General features: G+C 68.7%; 18 protein-coding genes. 6 read left to right on the top strand and 12 right to left on the bottom strand.

The features are described from left to right. Positions 1–74 precede the first annotated feature (74 nt). The 11 genes from era to lepA form a co-directional block, all read right to left on the bottom strand. A complete protein-coding gene (era, locus tag H9633_RS12115) occupies positions 75–977 on the bottom strand; it encodes a GTPase Era (RefSeq protein ID WP_083428810.1) in 903 nt (300 codons plus the stop codon). Then, positions 970–2,262: a hemolysin family protein gene (locus H9633_RS12110; RefSeq protein ID WP_071644746.1), complete on the bottom strand. Its 1,293-nt coding sequence runs from the start codon at positions 2,260–2,262 to the stop codon at positions 970–972. Before H9633_RS12110 ends, era begins: the two co-directional genes overlap by 8 nt. Further along, on the bottom strand, positions 2,259–2,717 hold the full coding sequence (gene ybeY / locus H9633_RS12105) for an rRNA maturation RNase YbeY (protein ID WP_071644745.1): 459 nt from the start codon (positions 2,715–2,717) through the stop codon (positions 2,259–2,261). The genes H9633_RS12110 and ybeY overlap by 4 nt, the downstream gene beginning before the upstream one ends. Continuing rightward, entirely contained in the window at positions 2,714–3,739 is a 1,026-nt protein-coding gene (locus H9633_RS12100; protein ID WP_191713435.1) for a PhoH family protein, read from the bottom strand. Before H9633_RS12100 ends, ybeY begins: the two co-directional genes overlap by 4 nt. A gap of 85 nt (positions 3,740–3,824) precedes the next feature. Beyond that, complete coding sequence (locus tag H9633_RS12095; RefSeq protein WP_071644744.1) at positions 3,825–4,172, bottom strand: HIT domain-containing protein; 348 nt, start codon at positions 4,170–4,172, stop codon at positions 3,825–3,827. 14 nt (positions 4,173–4,186) lie between these two features. Further along, positions 4,187–4,915 carry a 16S rRNA (uracil(1498)-N(3))-methyltransferase gene (locus tag H9633_RS12090; RefSeq protein ID WP_191713319.1) on the bottom strand — a complete coding sequence of 243 codons (729 nt, stop codon included), beginning with the start codon at positions 4,913–4,915 and terminating at the stop codon, positions 4,187–4,189. Between the two features lie 32 nt (positions 4,916–4,947). Beyond that, the gene (gene dnaJ / locus H9633_RS12085) at positions 4,948–6,057 is read right to left on the bottom strand and encodes a molecular chaperone DnaJ (RefSeq protein WP_191713318.1); all 1,110 of its coding nucleotides are present in this window, start codon (positions 6,055–6,057) and stop codon (positions 4,948–4,950) included. Between the two features lie 43 nt (positions 6,058–6,100). Further along, positions 6,101–7,135, bottom strand: coding sequence for a heat-inducible transcriptional repressor HrcA (hrcA, locus tag H9633_RS12080; RefSeq protein WP_191713317.1), 1,035 nt, complete (start codon positions 7,133–7,135; stop codon positions 6,101–6,103). Between the two features lie 93 nt (positions 7,136–7,228). Then, a complete protein-coding gene (hemW, locus tag H9633_RS12075; protein WP_191713316.1) occupies positions 7,229–8,455 on the bottom strand; it encodes a radical SAM family heme chaperone HemW in 1,227 nt (408 codons plus the stop codon). A 33-nt stretch (positions 8,456–8,488) separates the two neighbouring features. After that, complete coding sequence (locus H9633_RS12070) at positions 8,489–9,139, bottom strand: DUF1990 family protein (protein ID WP_191713315.1); 651 nt, start codon at positions 9,137–9,139, stop codon at positions 8,489–8,491. A 60-nt stretch (positions 9,140–9,199) separates the two neighbouring features. Next, positions 9,200–11,050 (bottom strand): translation elongation factor 4, encoded by a 1,851-nt coding sequence (gene lepA, locus H9633_RS12065; protein ID WP_071642932.1) that lies wholly within the window; start codon positions 11,048–11,050, stop codon positions 9,200–9,202. 262 nt (positions 11,051–11,312) lie between these two features. Here lepA and H9633_RS12060 point away from each other — a divergent pair, with 262 nt between their 5' ends. From H9633_RS12060 to rpsT, 6 genes are all read left to right on the top strand, one after another. Further along, positions 11,313–12,296, top strand: a complete 984-nt coding sequence (locus H9633_RS12060; protein WP_071642930.1) for an ABC transporter permease — start codon at positions 11,313–11,315, stop codon at positions 12,294–12,296. Position 12,297: 1 nt separating this feature from the next. Continuing rightward, the gene (locus tag H9633_RS12055) at positions 12,298–13,230 is read left to right on the top strand and encodes an ABC transporter permease (RefSeq protein ID WP_071642927.1); all 933 of its coding nucleotides are present in this window, start codon (positions 12,298–12,300) and stop codon (positions 13,228–13,230) included. After that, positions 13,227–15,155, top strand: coding sequence for an ABC transporter ATP-binding protein (locus H9633_RS12050; protein WP_191713314.1), 1,929 nt, complete (start codon positions 13,227–13,229; stop codon positions 15,153–15,155). The genes H9633_RS12055 and H9633_RS12050 overlap by 4 nt, the downstream gene beginning before the upstream one ends. A 105-nt stretch (positions 15,156–15,260) precedes the next feature. Continuing rightward, positions 15,261–16,970, top strand: a complete 1,710-nt coding sequence (locus H9633_RS12045) for an ABC transporter family substrate-binding protein (protein ID WP_071642923.1) — start codon at positions 15,261–15,263, stop codon at positions 16,968–16,970. Positions 16,971–17,037: 67 nt separating this feature from the next. Beyond that, on the top strand, positions 17,038–17,820 hold the full coding sequence (locus H9633_RS12040) for an alpha/beta fold hydrolase (RefSeq protein WP_191713313.1): 783 nt from the start codon (positions 17,038–17,040) through the stop codon (positions 17,818–17,820). A 105-nt stretch (positions 17,821–17,925) separates the two neighbouring features. Further along, complete coding sequence (gene rpsT, locus H9633_RS12035; protein WP_071642921.1) at positions 17,926–18,186, top strand: 30S ribosomal protein S20; 261 nt, start codon at positions 17,926–17,928, stop codon at positions 18,184–18,186. 114 nt (positions 18,187–18,300) lie between these two features. On the opposite strand, the gene holA is transcribed toward rpsT, so the two are convergent. Next, positions 18,301–19,347 carry a DNA polymerase III subunit delta gene (gene holA, locus H9633_RS12030; RefSeq protein ID WP_191713312.1) on the bottom strand — a complete coding sequence of 349 codons (1,047 nt, stop codon included), beginning with the start codon at positions 19,345–19,347 and terminating at the stop codon, positions 18,301–18,303. Positions 19,348–19,401: the final 54 nt, after the last annotated feature.

Below are 19,401 nucleotides of genomic sequence, written 5' to 3'. Positions count from 1 at the left end.
ACACCCCGCTTGGCAGGATGCTCACCCGGGAGGCGATTCAGGCGATCGACGCGAGCTGCCCGCCCGGATGCCCCTCAGAACCCGAGCCGCCCCAGCTGCTTCGGATCGCGCTGCCACTCCTTCGCGACCTTCACATGCAGCTTCAAGAACACGCGCGTGCCGAGGAGCTCCTCGATCCCCGCGCGTGCAGCCGCGCCGACGTCGCGCAGGCGAGCGCCCTTGCGCCCGATGATGATCGCCTTCTGGCTGTCGCGTTCGACGACGATCGATGCGTGGATGTCGGTGAGGTCGCTGTCCTCCCGGGCTGCCACGTCATCGACGACGACCGCGATCGAGTGCGGCAGCTCGTCGCGCACGCCCTCCAGCGCCGCCTCGCGGATGATCTCGGCGATGCGGTCCTCATCCGACTCGTCGGTGACGATCCCCTCGTCGTAGAGGCGCGGACCGATGGGCATCAGCTGCAGCATCTCGTCGGCCAGCACGTCGAGCTGCTCGCGGGTCAGTGCCGACAGCGGGATCACGGCGGCCCAGTCCTCGCGCAGCGAGTCGACCTCCATGAGCCGCTCGACGATGTCGTCGCGGTGCGCGGCATCGGTCTTGGTCACGATCGCGACCTTCTTCGCACGAGAGTAGCCGTCCAACGACGCGGCGATGCGCCGGTCTCCTGGGCCGACCTTCTCGGTGGCCGGCACGCAGAATCCGATCACGTCGACGTCGCCGAGCACCTGCTCGACCAGGTCGTTCAGCCGCTCGCCGAGGAGCGTGCGGGGCTTGTGGATGCCGGGTGTGTCGACGATCACGAGCTGACCGTCGGGGCGGTTCAGGATGCCCCGGATCGCCCGTCGCGTGGTCTGCGGCTTCTCGCTCGTGATCGCGATCTTCTCACCCACCAGGGCGTTCGTCAGCGTCGACTTGCCGACGTTCGGTCGCCCGACGAAGGTCACGAATCCGCTGCGCGTCTTCTCTCGATCAGTCATCGCCCTGTCCTCCATCGCGTTCATCATCCCAACCCGCCGCCGCCCGCTCGACGAACACCGTCGCGATCCCGCGCCCGCGGCCGCGCGACGCCCCGCCGGTGAGCACGAGGCCCTGCACGGTCACCGTGGCACCCGGCTGCGGGATCCGACCGAGCTCCTTCGCCAGCAGGCCGCCGATCGAATCGACGTCGTCGTCTTCGAGCTCGAGCCCGAACAGGTCGCCCACGTCTTCCAGACCGAGGCGGGAGTTGACGCGGTAGCGGCCGTCGGGCAGCTCCACCACCTCGGCCGGTCCCCGGTCGTACTCGTCCGCGATCTCGCCGACGAGCTCCTCGATGAGATCCTCGAGCGTGACCAGGCCCGAGATACCGCCGTGCTCGTCGATGACCATGCACACGTGCACCGCGTCGCGCTTCATCTGCTGAAGCAGCGTCTCGGCGCGCATCGACTCGGGCACGTAGACCGCCGGTCGCGCGATCGGCCGCACGGGCCGCCCACGCCACGCGCTCTCGTCGCGGTACGCGAACTGCACGAGGTCCTTCAGGTACAGCACACCGACGACGTCATCCGCGTCGTCGTCGACGACCGGCATGCGCGAGACGCCGGTGCGCAGGAAGAGCTCCATCGCCTCGGTGGTGGTCGCCTCGGCATCCACCGTCATCATCTCGGTGCGCGGCACCATCACCGCGCGCACGAACTGGTCGGTGAAGTCGAACACGGAGTGGATCAGGTCGCGGTCGTCCTCCTCGATAAGCAGGTTCGACGCCGCCTCGTCGACCATGCTCAGCAGCTGCTCCTCAGAGGCGAAGCTGCTGCGGCCGGTGCCCGGTGTCACGCGCTGACCGGCCGAGACGAGAGCCTGGGCGAGCGGCCCGAGCAGGATGCGCATGCCGCGCACGACGGGCGCCCAGGTGCGCAGCATCGACGTCGCGTGCAGCCGGCCGAACGAGCGGGGGCTCGATCCGACGAGCACGAACGTGATGGCCGTCATCAGCACCGCGGCCGCCAGCATCGCCCACCAGATGCTCGGCAGCAGGGCGTCGAGCGCGACGGTGACGAGCACCGCGGCCGTGGTCTCGGAGAGCACGCGCATGAACGCCACGGCGTTCACGTGCGGCGCGGGATCGGCGGCGATGCGCGCGAGGGCCTCGGCGTTGCGGCCATCGGCCGACATGTTCTCGAGGTCGCTGTTCGAGCTGACCGAGAAGGCCGCGTCGACCGCGGCCATCAGGCCGCCGAAGGCGACCAGCAGCACGGCGGCCGCGAGGAGTATCGCGGGGGTCATCGACCGCGTTCGACGCGCGCGAAGCCCTCGATCAGCGACTTCTGCAGCCCGAACATCTCACGCTCCTCGTCGGGTTCGGCGTGGTCGAAGCCGAGCAGGTGCAGCAGACCGTGCGTGGTCAGCAGGATGAGCTCGTCCATCAGCGAGTGACCGGCGGTCTGCGCCTGAGCCTCCGCGACCTGCGGGCACAGCACGATGTCTCCGAGCAGGCCGGGAGGCGTCGGGTTCTCCGGACTGCCCGGACGCAGCTCGTCCATCGGGAAGCTCAGCACGTCGGTGGGGCCCGGCTCATCCATCCACTGCACGTGCAGCGACTCCATGGCGCCCTCGTCGACGAGCACGATCGCGACCTCCGCGTCGGGGCTGACGTGCAGCTGCGCGAGGTTGAAGTCGGTGAGCCGCTGCAGCACGGTCTCGTCAACGGCGATCGCCGATTCGTTGTTGATCTCGATCACTTCAGGCCTCGCTTCGGCGTGCGGTCTCGGGGTTTCTGCGGCTGTCCGCTGCGGCGCTCGGCGCGGTTCGCGAACTGGTGCGCCTGCTCGCGCTCGACCCGCGCCGCGGTGCGCTGCTCGTCGTATTCGCTGTACGCGTCGACGATGCGGCCGACCAGCGAATGCCGCACGACGTCGTCGCTCGTCAGTCGTGAGAAGTGGATGTCGTCGATGTCGCCGAGCACCCGGGTGACCAGGCGGAGTCCGGACGCACCCTGGGGCAGGTCGATCTGGGTGATGTCACCGGTGACCACCATCTTCGTGCCGAAGCCCAGGCGGGTGAGGAACATCTTCATCTGCTCGGGGGTGGTGTTCTGCGCCTCGTCGAGCACGACGAAGGAGTCGTTCAGCGTCCGGCCGCGCATGTACGCGAGAGGGGCGACCTCGATGGTGCCGGTCGCCATCAGGCGCGGCACGACCTCGGGGTCCATCATCTCGTTGAGCGCGTCGTACAGCGGGCGCAGATACGGGTCGATCTTGTCGGTCAGCGAGCCCGGCAGGAACCCGAGCCTCTCCCCCGCCTCCACAGCCGGCCTGGTGAGGATGATGCGCTGCACCTCCTTGCGCTGCAGCGCCTGCACGGCCTTCGCCATCGCCAGGTAGGTCTTGCCCGTGCCGGCCGGACCGATGCCGAACACGATGGTGTTCTGCTCGATCGCGTCGACGTACTCCTTCTGACCGAGGGTCTTCGGGCGGATCACCCTGCCGCGGGTCGACAGGATCGCCTCACCGAGCACCTCGCTGGGTCGGGGCCCGTCGTCGCGACGGAGGATGCGCGCGGAGTGCTCGACGTCGCTGGGCGCGAGGTCGTGGCCGGAGCGGGTCATCTCGATCAGCTCGTCGACGAGCCGCTTCGCCGCCGCGACGTCGGCGCTCGATCCGCCCAGCGTGATCTCGTTGCCGCGCACCATCACCTGCACGCTCGGATGCTGCTTCTCGAGCATCCGCAGCAGGCGGTCCTGCGGGCCGAGCAGCTGCACCATGGCGACGCCGTCGGCGAAGATGCGCTCGACGCGCTCGGGCTGCGCGGGGAATCGCGGGGGGCCGCTCTCGGCGGGTGCGCTGTCGTCAGAAGCCAACGAGCTTGCCCTCCTCGATGTTCCCGAGCACGTGCGCGTGCACGTGGAACACCGACTGCGCGGCGCTGGCGCCGTTGTTGAAGATCAGGCGGTACTCGCCGTTGGCGTGCTCGGTGGCGATCTGCTTGGCGACGGCAACCATGTCGGCCATCAGGCCGGGGTCGCCGGCGGCGAGCTCGGTGACGTCGCGGTACTGCTCGGTCTTGGGGATCACGAGTGCGTGCAGCGGAGCCTGCGGATCGATGTCGCGGATCGCGAACACGCGGTCGTTCTCGGCGAGGATGTCGCCGGGGATCTCCCCGTTCAGGATGCGGGTGAAGATCGAGGGTTCGCTCATGCCTGCAAGTCTATTCACCAGCGGCCCAGGTTGGCCGAGAGCACCGCGATCGCGGCGGGGCCGGCGGTCGAGGTGCGCAGCACCGTGTCGCCCAGGCGGACGCGTTCGGCGCCCGCCGCCTCGAGACGCTCCAGCTCGTCGGGGGCGATGCCGCCTTCGGGGCCGACCACCAGCACGAGATCGCGCCCGTCGGGACGGATGCCGGTGAGCGGCGTCTCGGTCCACGGATCGAGCACGAGCAGTCGCGCGTGCGCCGCTCGCTCGGCGAGCTGGGCGGTGGACTGCACCGCCGAGACATCGGGAACCCAGGCCCGGTGCGCCTGCTTGGCCGCCTCGCGCACGATCGCCGCCCAGCGCTCGCGGCCCTTCGCCGCCTTCGGTCCCTCCCAGCGCGACACGCTGCGCGCGGCCTGCCACGGGATCACCTCGTCGACCCCGAGCTCGCACGCGGCCTGCACGGCCAGCTCGTCGCGGTCTCCCTTCGCGAGAGCCTGCGCGAGCACGATGCGGGTCTCGGGGCCGTCGTGCACGCGGCGCTCGGTGATCCGCACGCTCACCTGCGATGCGGTGACGTCCTCCGCCGCGCCCTCGAGCCACACACCGCGGCCGTCGCCGATCGTCACGGTCTCGCCGACACGCACACGGCGCACCAGCGACGCGTGCTTCGCCTCGGCGCCGGTGAACCGGACGAGTTCTCCGATCGCGGCGTCGGTGCAGTCGGGTACGACGAAGTGCAGGGCCATGGGGCTCCGATCGGCTGTGGTGCGGGAGTCGGTCAGTGGCTGCGGAAGCGGTCGCGCAGCTTCGAGAACAGCCCCTGCTGGAACTGGGCGAGTCTGGGGGCCGGGGCCTTCGCCTTCTTCGCGAAGTCCTCGATGAGCTTGCGCTGCGCGCCGTCGAGCTTGGTCGGCGTGATCACCTGCACGCCGACGCGCAGGTCACCGCGCTGGGATCCGCGCAACGGGGTGATGCCCCGCCCGCCGATGGTGAGCACGTCGCCGGACTGCACGCCGGAGCGCAGCTCGAGGTCGACCGAGCCGTCGAGGCCCTCGATCGTCGTGGTGGTGCCCAGGATGGCATCCGTCATCGACACCTCGAGAGTCGCCAGCAGGTCGTCGCCGTCCCGGCTGAAGACCGGATGCGGCGCGACGGCCACCTCGACGTACAGGTCGCCGTGCGGGCCGCCCGCGCGGCCGACCTCGCCCGAGCCGGGCAGCTGCAGGCGCAGGCCGGTCTCGACGCCCGCCGGGATGTCGAGGGCGACCGTGCGACGCGAGCGCACCCGGCCCTGCCCGGCGCACGACCCGCACGGGTTCGGGATGACGGTGCCGTAGCCCTCGCAGGAGCCGCACGGCTGGGTGGTGACGACGTTGCCGAGCAGGCTGCGCACCTGGCGCTGCACGTGGCCGCTGCCACCGCAGACATCGCAGGTGACCGGAGACGTCCCTGGCTGGCAGCAGCTGCCCTGGCAGGTCTCGCAGAGCACCGCGGTGTCGACCTCGATGTCCCTGTGCACGCCGAAGACGACGTCACCGAGCTCGAGGTCGATGCGCACCAGGGCATCCTGGCCCCGCTCCCGACGCGACCGCGGACGCGCAGATCGGGCGCCGCCCGCCGCGCCGAAGAACGTCTCGAAGATGTCGCCGAAGCCGCCGAACCCTCCGCCGAAGCCGCCGTTCTGGTCGCCACCCATGTCGTAGCGACGCCGGGAGTCCTCGTCGCTGAGCACGTCGTAGGCGTGCGTGACGAGCTTGAACCGCTCCGCCGCGTCCTCCCCCGGGTTCACATCGGGGTGCAGCTGCCTGGCGAGCTTGCGGTAGGCCTTCTTGATCTCGTCCTGGGAGGCGTCCTTCGACACCCCGAGGACCTCGTAATGATCCGCCACGGTCACCTTTCTTCGTGTGCGTTCGTGTGTGCGGCCGCCCGCATCAGCGGGCCGCCTCGTCTTCGTCGAGCATGCGCGACAGGTAGCGGGCCACGGCCCGTGCCGCAGCGAGGTTGCTCGGGTAGTCCATGCGGGTCGGCCCCATCACGCCGACGCGGGCCGTGCCCCCGGGGGCGGCGTAGTTGCTCGCGACGATCGATGCCTCACCGAGCCCGAACGGGGCGTTCTCGGTGCCGATGCTGGTGGCGAGACCGTGCTCGTCGGTCACCATCTCGCTCATCAGCCGCAGCAGGGTCACCTGCTCCTCGATCGCCTCGAGCAGGGGGTGGATGCTGCCGCGGAAGTCCTGTTCGCGTCGCGCGAGCGTGGCCGCCCCCGCCATCACCAGCCGCTCCTGCCGGAACTCGGCCAGCTCCTCGGCGATCACCCCGGCCAGTGCGGACAGGGCCGGCTGCAGCCGGGAACCGGTCTGCAGCTCGACGGCGGATGCGATCCGCTCGGAGGCCTCGCCGACGGCACGGCCGGTGATGAGCGCGGCGAGCTGGGCGCGCAGCACAGCCAGGTCGGTGTCGTCGATGTCCATGGGCAGCGGGCAGATGCGCTGCGACACGCCGCCGGCGTCGGTGACCAGCACGACCAGCACGCGATTCGGTGCCAGCGCGACGAGCTCGACGTGGGTGATGCTCGCCCGCGCGAACGACGGGTACTGGGCGAGCGCGACCTGACCGGTGAGCTGGGTCAGCACGCGCACCGTGCGTGCCATGAGGTCGTCCAGGTCGCTCGGCGCGGCGAGGAAGGATTCGATGGCCGTGCGCTGCGGCGCCGAGAGGGGCCGCAGCTGGGCGAGGTGGTTGACGAAGACCCGGTAGCCCTTGTCGGTCGGCACCCGCCCCGACGAGGTGTGCGGCGCGGTGATGAGCTCCTCGTCCTCGAGCTGGGCCATGTCGTTGCGGATGGTCGCGGCGGAGACGCCGAATGCGTGCCGCTCGACGATCGACCTGCTCCCGACGGGCTCGTGGGTCGCGACGTAGTCCTGCACGATCGCACGGAGGACCTCAAGGCCTCGTTGTGTGACCATCATCCCTCCCGCTGGCACTCGAACGTTCCGAGTGCCAATCCTACCCGTTCGCGCCCGGCACTCGGCCCGCGCGCCGTGTTCCTGCCTCGCCCGCTAGTCGGTGAGCGCGCGCACGACGGCATCCGCCAGCAGCCGACCCCGCAGGGTGAGGCGCACGCGACGCTGGCGCAGAGCCGCTGCCGCATTGACGAGTCCGTCCGAGATCAGCTCCGCGACCCGGTCGCGACGCCCTTCGGGGATGTCGTCGATCAGCAGGCCCTCCGCAAGACGACTCTGCAGCAGCACGCGCTCCAGCGTGCGCGCCTCGAGGTCTGGCCGCTCGCGGCCGGCCGCCGGAGACTCGCCGAGCGCGAGCCGCTGCGCGTACGCGGCCGGGTGCTTCAGGTTCCACCAGCGCAGGCCCGCGACATGGCTGTGCGCCCCGGGCCCGAAGCCCCACCAGTCCGCGCCCCGCCAGTAGGCCATGTTGTGCCGCGAGCGGTGGTCGTCGCCGTCGGCGCGGGCCCAGTTGCTCACCTCGTACCACTCGAAGCCCGCGGCGCCCAGCCGCTGATCCGCGCTCTCGTACATGTCGGCCTGCAGGTCGTCGTCGGGCGCCAGCACCTCACCCCGCCGGATCTGCCTGGCGAGCTTGGTGCCGTCCTCGATGATCAGCGCGTACGCCGAGATGTGATCGGGCTCGAGGGCGAGAGCCGCGTCGAGCGAGCGCTCCCAGTCGGCCAGCGACTCCCCCGGAGCGCCGTAGATGAGGTCGACGCTCACGTCGAGGCCCGCATCGCGTGCGGCGTCGACGGCCGTGCGGACGTTCTCGGGCCGGTGGGTGCGGTCCAGCGCCGCCAGCACGTGAGGCACCGCGGACTGCATCCCGATGGACAGCCGAGTGACTCCCGCATCGACCAGCGTCCGCACCACCTCGGGGGTCACGGTGTCGGGGTTGGCCTCGACGCTAACCTCCGCGCCGTCGCGGATGCCGAACGCCGCCGTCGCCGCGGTGAGCATCCGCGCGAGGTCGCCGGCGGGGAGCAGGGTGGGCGTGCCGCCGCCGAAGAAGACGGTGTCGAGCGGGCGGATGCCGTCGGCGTCGCCGAGCACCTTCCCCGCGAGCGCGATCTCGCGGATCAGCGTGTCGGCGTACTCGTCCTGCTTCGCTCCGCGCAGCTCGGTCGCGGTGTAGGTGTTGAAATCGCAGTAGCCGCAGCGCACGCGGCAGAACGGCACGTGCAGGTACGCCGAGAACGGCGTGGAGCGGTCGAGGGCGAGATCATCGGGGAGACGGCCGTCGGCCGGCGCCGGATCCCCGATCGGGAGGGGCCCGGCCATCAGAGCGCGAGTGTCATCGGAGTGCGAGCGCCATCAGATCGGGGTCGCGTACAGGGGTGAGATGGCACGCAGGTAGAGGGAGAACAGCTCGCGCCGTCGACGACGCACCATGCCGGGCAGCCGGTACAGCAGCGCCACGGGAGCGTCGAACGCCCGCACGGTGAACCACACCTCGTCGGTGTCCTCACGCCACTCGATGTCGAACGACTCCTCGCCGCTGACCACGGAGCCGCCGACGGTGCCGAGGACGAACCCGACGCGACGGCGCTCCTCGGTCACCGAGATCACGCGCAGCTCGGCGTCCGCTCTCATGCCCTTGACCCTGCCGTGCAGCTTGAGCGTCATGCCGGGCGCGACGAACGGCATCCCGTCGGCGGCGAAGCGCTGCTCGACCTGGGTGCGGTTCGGGGCGATGGGCGCGCCCTCGGCGTCGAAGCTGACGCCGGTGTAGGCGGAGCCTGCGGCCGGGCGCACGTCGCGCAGCTCGAGTCCGGCGGCGCGCTGCGCGGTCCACGACAGCAGCGACTCTCCTGCGGTGCGGAAACGCTCTTCGCCGCTGCCGAGACGCCAGGATGCCTCCGCGGGAATGCTGCGCTCCGGCGGGTACTGCATCAGGTCGGGCGCGTGGGTCGCGCCCACCGCGGCATAGTCCACCGTGCCTTCTCGGAAAGTCCCCCGACGCATGATCTCCAGCCTAAGCGACCTGTCTGAACAGTCTCCGAACGACACCGCGTCCCGAGCGACCTACTTCTTGTCCTTGCCCTCGACGTCACCCGACAGCGCGGCGATGAACGCCTCCTGGGGCACTTCGACGCGACCGACCATCTTCATGCGCTTCTTGCCCTCCTTCTGCTTCTCGAGCAGCTTGCGCTTGCGGCTAATGTCACCGCCGTAGCACTTGGCCAGCACGTCCTTGCGGAGGGCGCGGATGGTCTCGCGGGCGATGATGCGCGCGCCGATGGCGGCCTGGATGGGCACCTCGAAGTTCTGCCGCGGGATGAGCTTGCGCAGGCGCTCGGCCATCATCGTGCCGTAGGCGTACGCCTTCTCGCGGTGCACGATCGCGCTGAACGCGTCGACCTTGTCGCCCTGGAGCAGCACGTCGACCTTGACCAGGTCGCCCTCCTGCTGGCCGTCCGGCTCGTAGTCCAGGCTCGCGTAGCCCTGCGTCTTCGACTTCAGCTGGTCGAAGAAGTCGAACACGATCTCACCGAGCGGCATGCGATAGCGCAGCTCGACGCGCTCCTCGGAGAAGTACTCCATGCCCAGCAGCGCACCGCGGCGCGACTGGCAGAGCTCCATGACCGTGCCGACGTAGTCCTTCGGCAGCAGGATCGCGGTCTTCACCATCGGCTCCGAGACGGAGGCGACGCGGCCGTCGGGGTACTCGCTCGGGTTGGTCACGATCACCGTCTCGCCGGTGTCGGTGAGGACCTCGTAGATCACGCTGGGCGCAGTGGTGATCAGGTCGAGCCCGAATTCGCGCGAGAGCCGTTCGGTGATGATCTCGAGGTGCAGCAGCCCGAGGAATCCGCAGCGGAAGCCGAAGCCGAGTGCGACGGACGTCTCGGGCTCGTACTGCAGCGACGCGTCGGACAGCTTGAGCTTGTCCAGTGCCTCGCGCAGGTCGGCGTAGTCGCTGCCGTCGATCGGGTAGATGCCCGAGAACACCATCGGCTTCGGGTCGGTGTAGCCGGCGAGGGCCTCGGTGGCGGCGCCCCTGGCGGTGGTGACGGTGTCACCGACCTTCGACTGGCGCACATCCTTCACACCCGTGATCAGGTATCCCACCTCGCCGACGCCGAGCCCGTTCGACGGGATCGGCTCGGGGCTGGACACCCCGATCTCGAGAAGATCGTGCATCGCCCTGGTCGACATCATCTGGATGCGCTCGCGCGGGTTCAGCTTGCCGTCGACCATGCGCACGTAGGTGACCACGCCACGGTACGAGTCGTACACCGAGTCGAAGATCATGGCCCGCGCCGGAGCATCCGGATCGCCGACCGGCGCCGGGATGTCCTGCACGATCCGGTCGAGCAGCTCCTCGACCCCGACACCCGTCTTGCCCGAGACGCGGAGCACGTCGTCGGGGCTGCCGCCGATCAGATCGGCGAGCTCCTTCGCGAACTTCTCGGGGTCGGCGGCCGGGAGATCGATCTTGTTCAGCACCGGGATGATGTGCAGGTCGTTCTCGAGTGCCAGGTACAGGTTGGCGAGGGTCTGCGCCTCGATGCCCTGCGCTGCATCGACGAGCAGGATCGCGCCCTCGCAGGCGGCGAGGGATCGGGACACCTCGTAGGTGAAGTCCACGTGGCCCGGGGTGTCGATCATGTTGAGCGCGAAGGTCTCGCCGTCGGCCGACCACGGCATCCGCACGGCCTGGCTCTTGATCGTGATGCCGCGCTCGCGCTCGATGTCCATCCGGTCGAGGTACTGGGCGCGCATGTCACGATCCGCCACCGAGCCGGTGACCTGCAGCATCCGATCGGCCAGGGTCGACTTGCCGTGGTCGATGTGGGCGATGATGCAGAAGTTGCGGATCTGCGTGGCGGGCGTCGCGGCAGGCGACAGCGGGGTGTGAGCGCGGGGTGACATGTGGTCCTTGGGGCGTCCGAGAGGGTTCAGGCAAGTCTACGTTCAGCCCGGCTCAATCCCCCATTCCGGTGAGCCGGTGATAGTCTCGCGAAGTTGTCCGAGGCGACCTGGTGACACTGGGTCTCATCGGCTATACGACTCCGTCACAGCCTCCTTGCGGGTGTCGGCGTAGGCTGGAGGCGGAATGACCCAGAAAGTCATCCCGACTCAGCGTCGCGTCGGAGATCCCGGGCACGGCTGTAGAAGAGAAAGACCCTTCACCTTGATCAAGTATCTCGTGCGCCGGACACTCGGCTGGCTGCTCATGATCGTGGTCGCGACGAATGTCACCTACTTCCTTGCCTGGTCATTCCTCGATCCGCGAAGCAACTACGTCGGCCGCAAGCCCCCCTTGAGCCCTGAGCAGATCGAAGGTCTGCTCGGGCCGCGAAACCTCAGCGAGAGCACGCCGCTGCTCGAGAGGTGGTGGACCTGGCTCACCGGCATCCTGCTCCGGTGGGACTGGGGCCTGAGCCCCACCGGCGGCTCGGTGAACAACGAGATCGGCTACCGCATGTGGGTCAGCGCCGAGCTGGTGCTCGGGGCGACCATCATCATGACCGTCCTCGGCATCTGGATCGGCGTGTACACGGCATCCCACCAGTACAAGCTGGGTGACCGCATCTGGCAGGCCGTGTCGATCATCACGATGAACATCAACATCATCGTCGCGGCGCTCGCCGTCGTCATCCTGGCCATCAACTTCAACAACTGGATCGGCACCCGCGTCTTCTACGTCACCGGCTCCTCGAGCCAGGGGGTGACCGGGTTCTTCCCGGTGCTCGTCGATGCGCTGCAGCATCTGATCCTGCCGACCATCGCGCTCGTCGTGACCGGATACGCCGGAACGCACTTCCTGCAGCGCTCCCTGCTGCTCGACAACATCAGTGCCGACTACGTGCGCACCGCTCGCGCGAAGGGCCTGACCAAGTCCCAGGCGATCCGGCGGCACGCGCTGCGCACGTCGCTGATCCCCGTCGCCACGCAGGTCGCGTTCTCGATCCCGGCGATCTTCACCGGCGCCATCCTGACCGAGACGATCTTCGCCTGGCAGGGCATGGGCCGCTACTTCCTGACCACGATCAACGGCAACGACGTGCACGGCGTGGTCGCCGTCGCCGCCTTCGGCGCCGTCCTGACCGCGATCGGCGCCGTGCTCGCCGACATCGCCGTCGTGGTCCTCGACCCGCGAGTGAGGGTGAGCTGACATGACCAACCAGATGATCGACTCCCAGATCCAGCCGCCCGTCGGGCCCGACACGACCGCCGAGCGGGTGCCGGCCAAGCAGATGTCGAAATGGACGCTCTACACGCGCCGGTTCATGCGCAACAAGCCGGCCGTGTTCGGCATCGTCGTCTTCGTCCTGCTCGCGCTGGCATCCGTCGTCGTCCCGCCGCTGTCCGGCTGGGATGTCAACGAGATGGACTTCCTCAACCTCTCCACCGGCCCCTCGTCCGACCACTTCTTCGGCACGAACGCCTCGGGCAACGACACGTTCACGCAGACCTTCGTCGGCCTGCAGCGATCGCTGATGATCGCCCTCGTCGTCTCCATCGGTGTGACGGTGATCTCCGCGATCGTCGGCACCGCGGCGGCCTACTTCGGCGGATTCGTCGAGCGGACGACCCTCATCGTCATCCACTTCTTCATGGTGGTGCCCACCTTCCTCATCCTCGCCCTGGTCTCGAACAACGCCGGCGGTGACTGGCGGGTGATCTCGCTGGCGCTGATCTTCATCGGCTGGTTCTTCCCCGCTCGCGTGATCTGGACGATGGCGCTGTCGCTGCGCGAGCGCGAGTACGTGCACGCCGCGCGCTACATGGGCGTGCCCGGAATGCGCGTGGTGCTGCGTCACCTGCTGCCGAACGTCGGCTCGCTGCTCGTGATCAACTTCACCCTGGGGGTGGTCGCCGCGGTGATGACGGAGACCGGTCTGTCGTTCATCGGCTTCGGCGTGAAGATCCCCGACGTGTCGCTCGGCTCGCTGATCGGCGAGGGAGCGGCCAGCGTCACCAGCGCGCCGTGGCTGTTCTACTTCCCCGCGCTGGCCCTCACCCTGCTGACCGTGTCGATGGCGCTCGTCGCCGACGGTCTGCGGGATGCCCTCGATCCCACCTCTGCGGCAGGAGGCCGTGCATGAGCAACGTACTCTCCGTCCGTGACCTCAGGGTCAGCTTCGCGTCCGAAGCCGGCCGCGTCGACGCCGTGCGCGGCGTCTCCTTCGATCTCGAGGCGGGCAAGACGCTCGGCATCGTCGGCGAGTCCGGCTCGGGCAAGTCGGTCACCTCGCTGGCCATCATGGGGCTGCTCGACGAGAACGCCCGCGTGACCGGATCGATCCAGTTCGAGGGCGAGGAGCTGCTGGGCAAGACCGACAAGCAGATGTCGGTCATCCGCGGTAACGGCATGGCGATGGTCTTCCAGGATCCCCTCACCTCGCTCACTCCCGTGTTCACCATCGGCGACCAGCTCATCGAGGCGCTCACCGTGCACCGCAGCCTCTCGCGCAGCGATGCATGGGAGCGGTCGCTCGAGCTGCTGCGCCTGGTCGGCATCCCCGAGCCCGAGAAGCGGATGAAGTCGTTCCCGCACGAGTTCTCCGGCGGTATGCGTCAGCGCGTGGTGATCGCCATCGCCATGGCCAACAACCCGCGCCTCATCATCTGCGATGAGCCGACGACCGCCCTCGATGTGACCATCCAGGCGCAGATCCTCGATCTCATCGAGAAGGCGCAGAACGAGACGGGCGCCGCGGTGATCATGATCACCCACGACATGGGAGTGGTCGCGCGCACCGCCGACGACGTCATGGTCATGTACGCCGGCAAGCCCGTCGAGCACGCCCCGGCGCACGAGCTGTTCCACCGCACGCGGATGCCGTACTCGATCGGCCTTCTGGGAGCCATTCCGCGAGTCGACAAGGTCGAGAAGGAGCCGCTGATCCCCATCAAGGGCAATCCGCCGCTGCTGATCGATCTGCCTGACGCGTGCCCGTTCGCCGCGCGCTGCCCGATCGCCGTGGCCGCCTGCGTCGAGCGGGAGCCCGAGCTGCTGCCCGTGGCCACCGGCGGTGGACAGGCGCATCTGGCTGCCTGCATCCGAGCCGACGAGATCGACGACGACGGACGCATCGGCGGGCTGCCGGTGTACCCGGTCGAGCCGATCCCGGAGAGCGACCTGACCCGCACGCCGCGCGAGCAGCGCCCGGTGACGCTCGAAGTGCGCAACATGGTCAAGACCTTCCCGCTCACCAAGGGCGCCTTCCTCAAGCGCAAGGTCGGCGAGGTGCACGCGGTCAAGGGCGTCAGCTTCGACGTGCGCGAGGGCGAGACCATGGCCATCGTGGGCGAGTCCGGATCGGGCAAGACCACGACGCTGCTGCAGATCATGGACTTCGAGAAGCAGGCCGACGGCGACATCATCATCGCCGGCACGAGCGTGAACGAGCTGCACGACCGCAAGCTGGAGCGCCGGCTGCGCCGCGACATCCAGATCGTGTTCCAGGACCCGATGGGTGCACTCGATCCGCGCATGACCGTCACCGACATCATCGCCGAGCCGATGCGCGCCATCGGGATGGCGAAGGACGACGTCAATGCCCGGGTGCAGGAGCTGATGGACCTGGTGGGGCTGAACCCTGCGCACCGCGACCGCTTCCCCGGTGCGTTCTCGGGTGGTCAGCGTCAGCGCATCGGAATCGCCCGTGCGCTGTCGACCAACCCGAAGATCATCGTGCTCGACGAGCCGGTGTCGGCGCTCGACGTGTCGATCCAGGCCGGCGTGATCAACCTGCTCGACGAGCTGAAGGTGAAGCTCGGGCTGTCGTACCTCTTCGTCGCCCACGACCTGTCGGTGATCCGCCACATCGCCGACCGTGTCGCGGTGATGTACCTCGGCGAGTTCGTCGAGCACGGCGACGTCGACGAGGTCTTCGACAACCCCCAGCACCCGTACACGCAGGCGCTGCTGTCGGCCATTCCCGTGCCCGATCCCGATGTCGAGCGCACCCGCCAGCGGGTCGTGTTCGACCCGGAGACGATGTCGACGCGTCCGGCGACTGTCTGATCACCGTCCGATAACAGTTAGTCCCGATTCACTGTCGCGCCCGCCGCATGCGCACGAGCGCAACTATTCTCCCCATATGACACGCCGCAAGGCGAAAGGAGCACCATGAAGCAGCAGAAGCTGATGGGAGCGCTGGCACTCACCGGCGCTTTCGCACTCGTCCTCACCGGGTGCGCCTCTGACACCGGAGACAACGGTGGCAGCGGCGATGACGGCAGCGCAGCCGAGACCTCGGCCGCGGACTACAACCCGCAGCCGCGCGAGAACCTCAAGGAGGGCGGCACGGTCAACTTCCCGATCAACGAGATCCCGGAGCAGCTGAACTCCTTCCACGGTGACGGCAGCGCCGACACCGCCCGCGTCGCCGCGTGGTACATGCCGCAGATCCTGCTGCAGAAGCCGGACGGCACGCCCTACAAGCACGACGCGTACCTCGACGAGTGGAAGATCGACACGGTCGACGGCAAGACGCAGATCACCTTCACGTTCACCGACGAGGCCACCTGGAACGACGGCACGCCGATGGACTGGACGGCGATCGACGCGACGTGGAAGGCCAGCCGCTCCACCGAGGAGGGCTTCGTCCCCAACGCCACCGACGGCTACAAGGAGATCGAGAAGGTCGAGCAGGGCGACACCCCCAAGACCGCGATCGTCACCTTCAAGGGCGAGTTCGCCTGGCCGCAGATGCCGTTCCTGACGGGCATCATCCACCCGGCGCTGGCCGACCCGGACACCTTCAACTCCGCGATGATCGACGACCCGCACGCCGAGTGGGGCGCAGGCCCGTACACGGTCGACGAGTTCGACGCGAACAAGGACTTCATCTCGTTCAAGCCGAACGACAAGTGGTGGGGCGACAAGCCGCTGCTCGACACGGTCACCTTCAAGGGCATGGACTCGCAGGCCTCGATCAACGCGTTCAAGAACGGCGAGATCGACATGGTCGGCGTGGGCACCAAGGACCGCCTCGCGCAGGTCAAGGACATGAAGGACATCGAGATCTACCGCGCGCAGCAGACCGCCAACACGCTGCTCGAGGTCGACGCCGAGAAGCCGCAGTTCGCGGACGTCAAGGTGCGCGAGGCGTTCTTCAAGGCGATCGACATCGACCAGCAGAAGAAGATCGCGTGGAACGGCCTGGACTACGAAGAGGAGCCGGCGGGCTCGCTGACCCTCTTCTCGTTCCAGCCCGGCTACAGCAACGCGCTCGAAGAGGCCGGCTACAAGTTCGACGTCGAGGGCGCCAAGAAGCTGCTCGACGAGGCGGGCTGGAAGGAGGGCTCCGACGGCATCCGCGAGAAGGACGGCGTCAAGCTCTCGGTCACCTACCCGATCCACAACGACGACCCGACCCAGAAGGCCCTCGCGCAGTCGATCCAGGCTCAGGAGAAGGCCATCGGCATCGATGTCAAGGTGGACGTCCGCCCGGCGAACAAGTTCGCCGAGGACTACAACTCCAAGAACTGGGACATCTTCAGCCTCCGCTTCACCTCGTCCGACCCGTTCGGTGCGGCCTGGTTCTGCCAGCTGTACTGCCAGGACATGGGCCTGAACCTCTCGGGCGTGCAGACGCCGGAGATGGATGAGCGCATCCACGAAGAGGTCGAGTCGATCAACGACCCCGAGAAGCAGACGGCCGCGGCCATGAAGCTCGAGGCCGAGATCTTCCAGGACTGGGGCCTCATCCCGCTGTACAACGGACCGTCCATCTCGGCGGCCAAGACGGGACTCGCCAACCTGACGCCCGAGCCCTACGTGGGCCTGGACCTCTTCGGCGTGCAGCCGGTTGAGAACGTCGGCTGGGAGAAGTAAGCACCGCATCATGTGAGCGGGGCCGGTGGGTGATCCACCGGCCCCGCTTTCTTCATATGCTGATGGGGTGAGCGTCCAGGTCGTCTTCGTGCACGGCATCCGCACGTCATCGACCATGTGGCGCTCGCAGATCGACTGGCTGGCCGAGAACGGCATCCCGGCGACCGCGATCGATCTTCCCGCGCACGGCATGCGGATGGACGAGGACTTCACCCTGCACGAGGCACTGCACACCATCGATGCCGCGGTGCGGGATGCGGCCCGGCACGGACCCGTGCTGCTCGTGGGCCACTCGATGGGCGGGCTGCTCTCGCTCGCCTACGCCGGCGGCGAGGACGCGCCGCCGATCGCGGGAGTCGTGGCCGCGTCGTGCACGGCGCTCCCCCGCGGCGCGGCGCTACGCGCGTACCGTGTTCTGGCCCGGGCGATGAACTCGCTGCCGCAGCGAGGGCAGTGGCTCACCGATCGGGTGCTGGCCGCGACCCTCCCGGTCGACACCCGCGGCGACTTCGCCGCCGGCGGCTACGCGTTCGACGCGCAGGATGCCGCGCTGAGCAGCCTCGCCGCTCTGGATCTGGAGGCCGCTCTCCCGCGCATCCGCGTGCCGCTGTGGTTCGTGAACGGGCAGTTCGACCAGCTGCGGGTGAACGAGGCGCTGTTCCAGCGTCTCGTTCCGCATGCCGAGCTGATCGTCGTGCCCCACGCCACGCACCTGGTGACGGCGATGCGCCCGACGGTGTTCAACGCGGTGCTGCGACTGGCGATGGCCGTCGTGGACGCCAGGAGCCGAGGTCGGGCGGATCGGGCGCACCCGCGGCGGAGTGCTGCACCAGCCCCTGACTACTGGTAGCATTGACTCTTGGCTTGCGTGTGGGTTCGTCCCTCACGACCGCTGTGCGACGTCCCTCTACCGTCGGCAGCACACCGAATCCATCCAGACAGAAAGTGTCCACACGTGGCAAACATCAAGTCGCAGATCAAGCGCAACAAGACCAACCTGAAGGCTCAGGAGCGCAACCGCGCCGTCAAGAGCGAGCTGAAGACGCTGGTTCGCAAGACCCGCGAGGCCATCGCCTCCGGCGACAAGGAGGCCGCAGAGGGCGCCCTCAAGATCGCGTCCGTGAAGCTCGACAAGGCCGTCAGCAAGGGCGTCGTGCACAAGAACCAGGCGAAGAACCGCAAGTCGGCCATCGCCAAGAAGGTCGCCGCTCTCTGAGCCCCCGCATTCTGCTTCGAAGGCCCGTCCCGTTCGCGGGGCGGGCCTTCTGCTGTGTCGGGAAGCGCCTGTCCTGAGCGCCCTTCGATTCGCTGCGCTCGCTCGGGAGCCGCGTCAGCGGGTCGACGCGAACGCGTCGCGGGTGGCGACCACCGTCACCATGCGCTCGAGCGCGAAGATCGGGTCGCGCGCGGCGCCCTTGACCTCCGCGTCCGCCCGCGCGGTCGCCTGGATCGCCATGCCGAGCGAGCGCTCGTTCCACCCCGCGAGGTCTTTTCTGGCGCGGTCGACCTGCCAGTCCTTCATGCCGAGCTGCTGCGCGAGCTGACGGCTGGGCTCTCGACGGCCGGCGACGCGCGCCATGGTGCGCAGCTTCATGGCGAACGCCGCGACCATCGGCACGGGGTCGGCTCCGGATGCCAGGGCGTGACGCAGCGCGACGAGGGCCTCGCCGTAGCGACCGGCGATGGCCGTGTCGGCGACGACGAACGCCGACACCTCGACGCGACCGCCGTAGTACTTCGTGATGACGTCATCGGTGATGTCGCCCTCCACGTCGCCGATCAGCTGCTGACAGGCGGCAGCGAGCTCGGTGAGGTCGTCGGCGAAGGCCGAGACGAGAGCGCGCAGCGCGGTGGGCTGGATCCGCTTCTTCACGGCCTTGAACTCGCCGGCGGCGAAGTCGACGCGATCGGAGTCGCGCTTGACCGCTGTGCACGGGATCTCGATGCCGCCGCCGGTGCCTGCGCGGACAGCGTCGAGAAGCTTCTTGCCGCGCACCGTCGCGCCGGTGTGCCGCAGGATGACGGTAGCCCCCTCTTGAGGGGCCTCGAGGTAGCGCACGGCCTCCTGCAGGAAGGCGTCGGTGCACTTCTCGACGCCGGCGACGCGCACCAGTCGCGGCTCGCCGAACAGCGACGGCGAGGTAAGGGTGAGCAGCGTGCCCTCGGCGTAGTCGTCGGCGCGGATGTCGCTGACCTCGAGCGCCGGGTCCTCGGCGCGCAGGTAGTCGCGCACCCCGGCGATCGCGCGCTCGGCGAGCACCTCCTCGGGCCCGGAGACGAGGACGATCGGCGCCGGGCGCGGCTCGCGCCACGACACCTGCGGGATCTTGGTGCCCTTCGCGGCCGTGCTGCGTGCCGAAGAACGAGGAGCTGCCATGCTCTCAGCCTACCGGCGGGTGCCGACCCTGCTTCCTGGTGCTGTCGCTCCTGG

Source organism: Microbacterium commune, from assembly GCF_014836945.1.
In the GTDB taxonomy this organism is placed as follows: Bacteria; Actinomycetota; Actinomycetes; order Actinomycetales; family Microbacteriaceae; genus Microbacterium; species Microbacterium commune.
The sequence above is the reverse complement of the archived record's forward strand: the minus strand, read 5'-3'. Positions and strand labels throughout refer to the sequence as shown.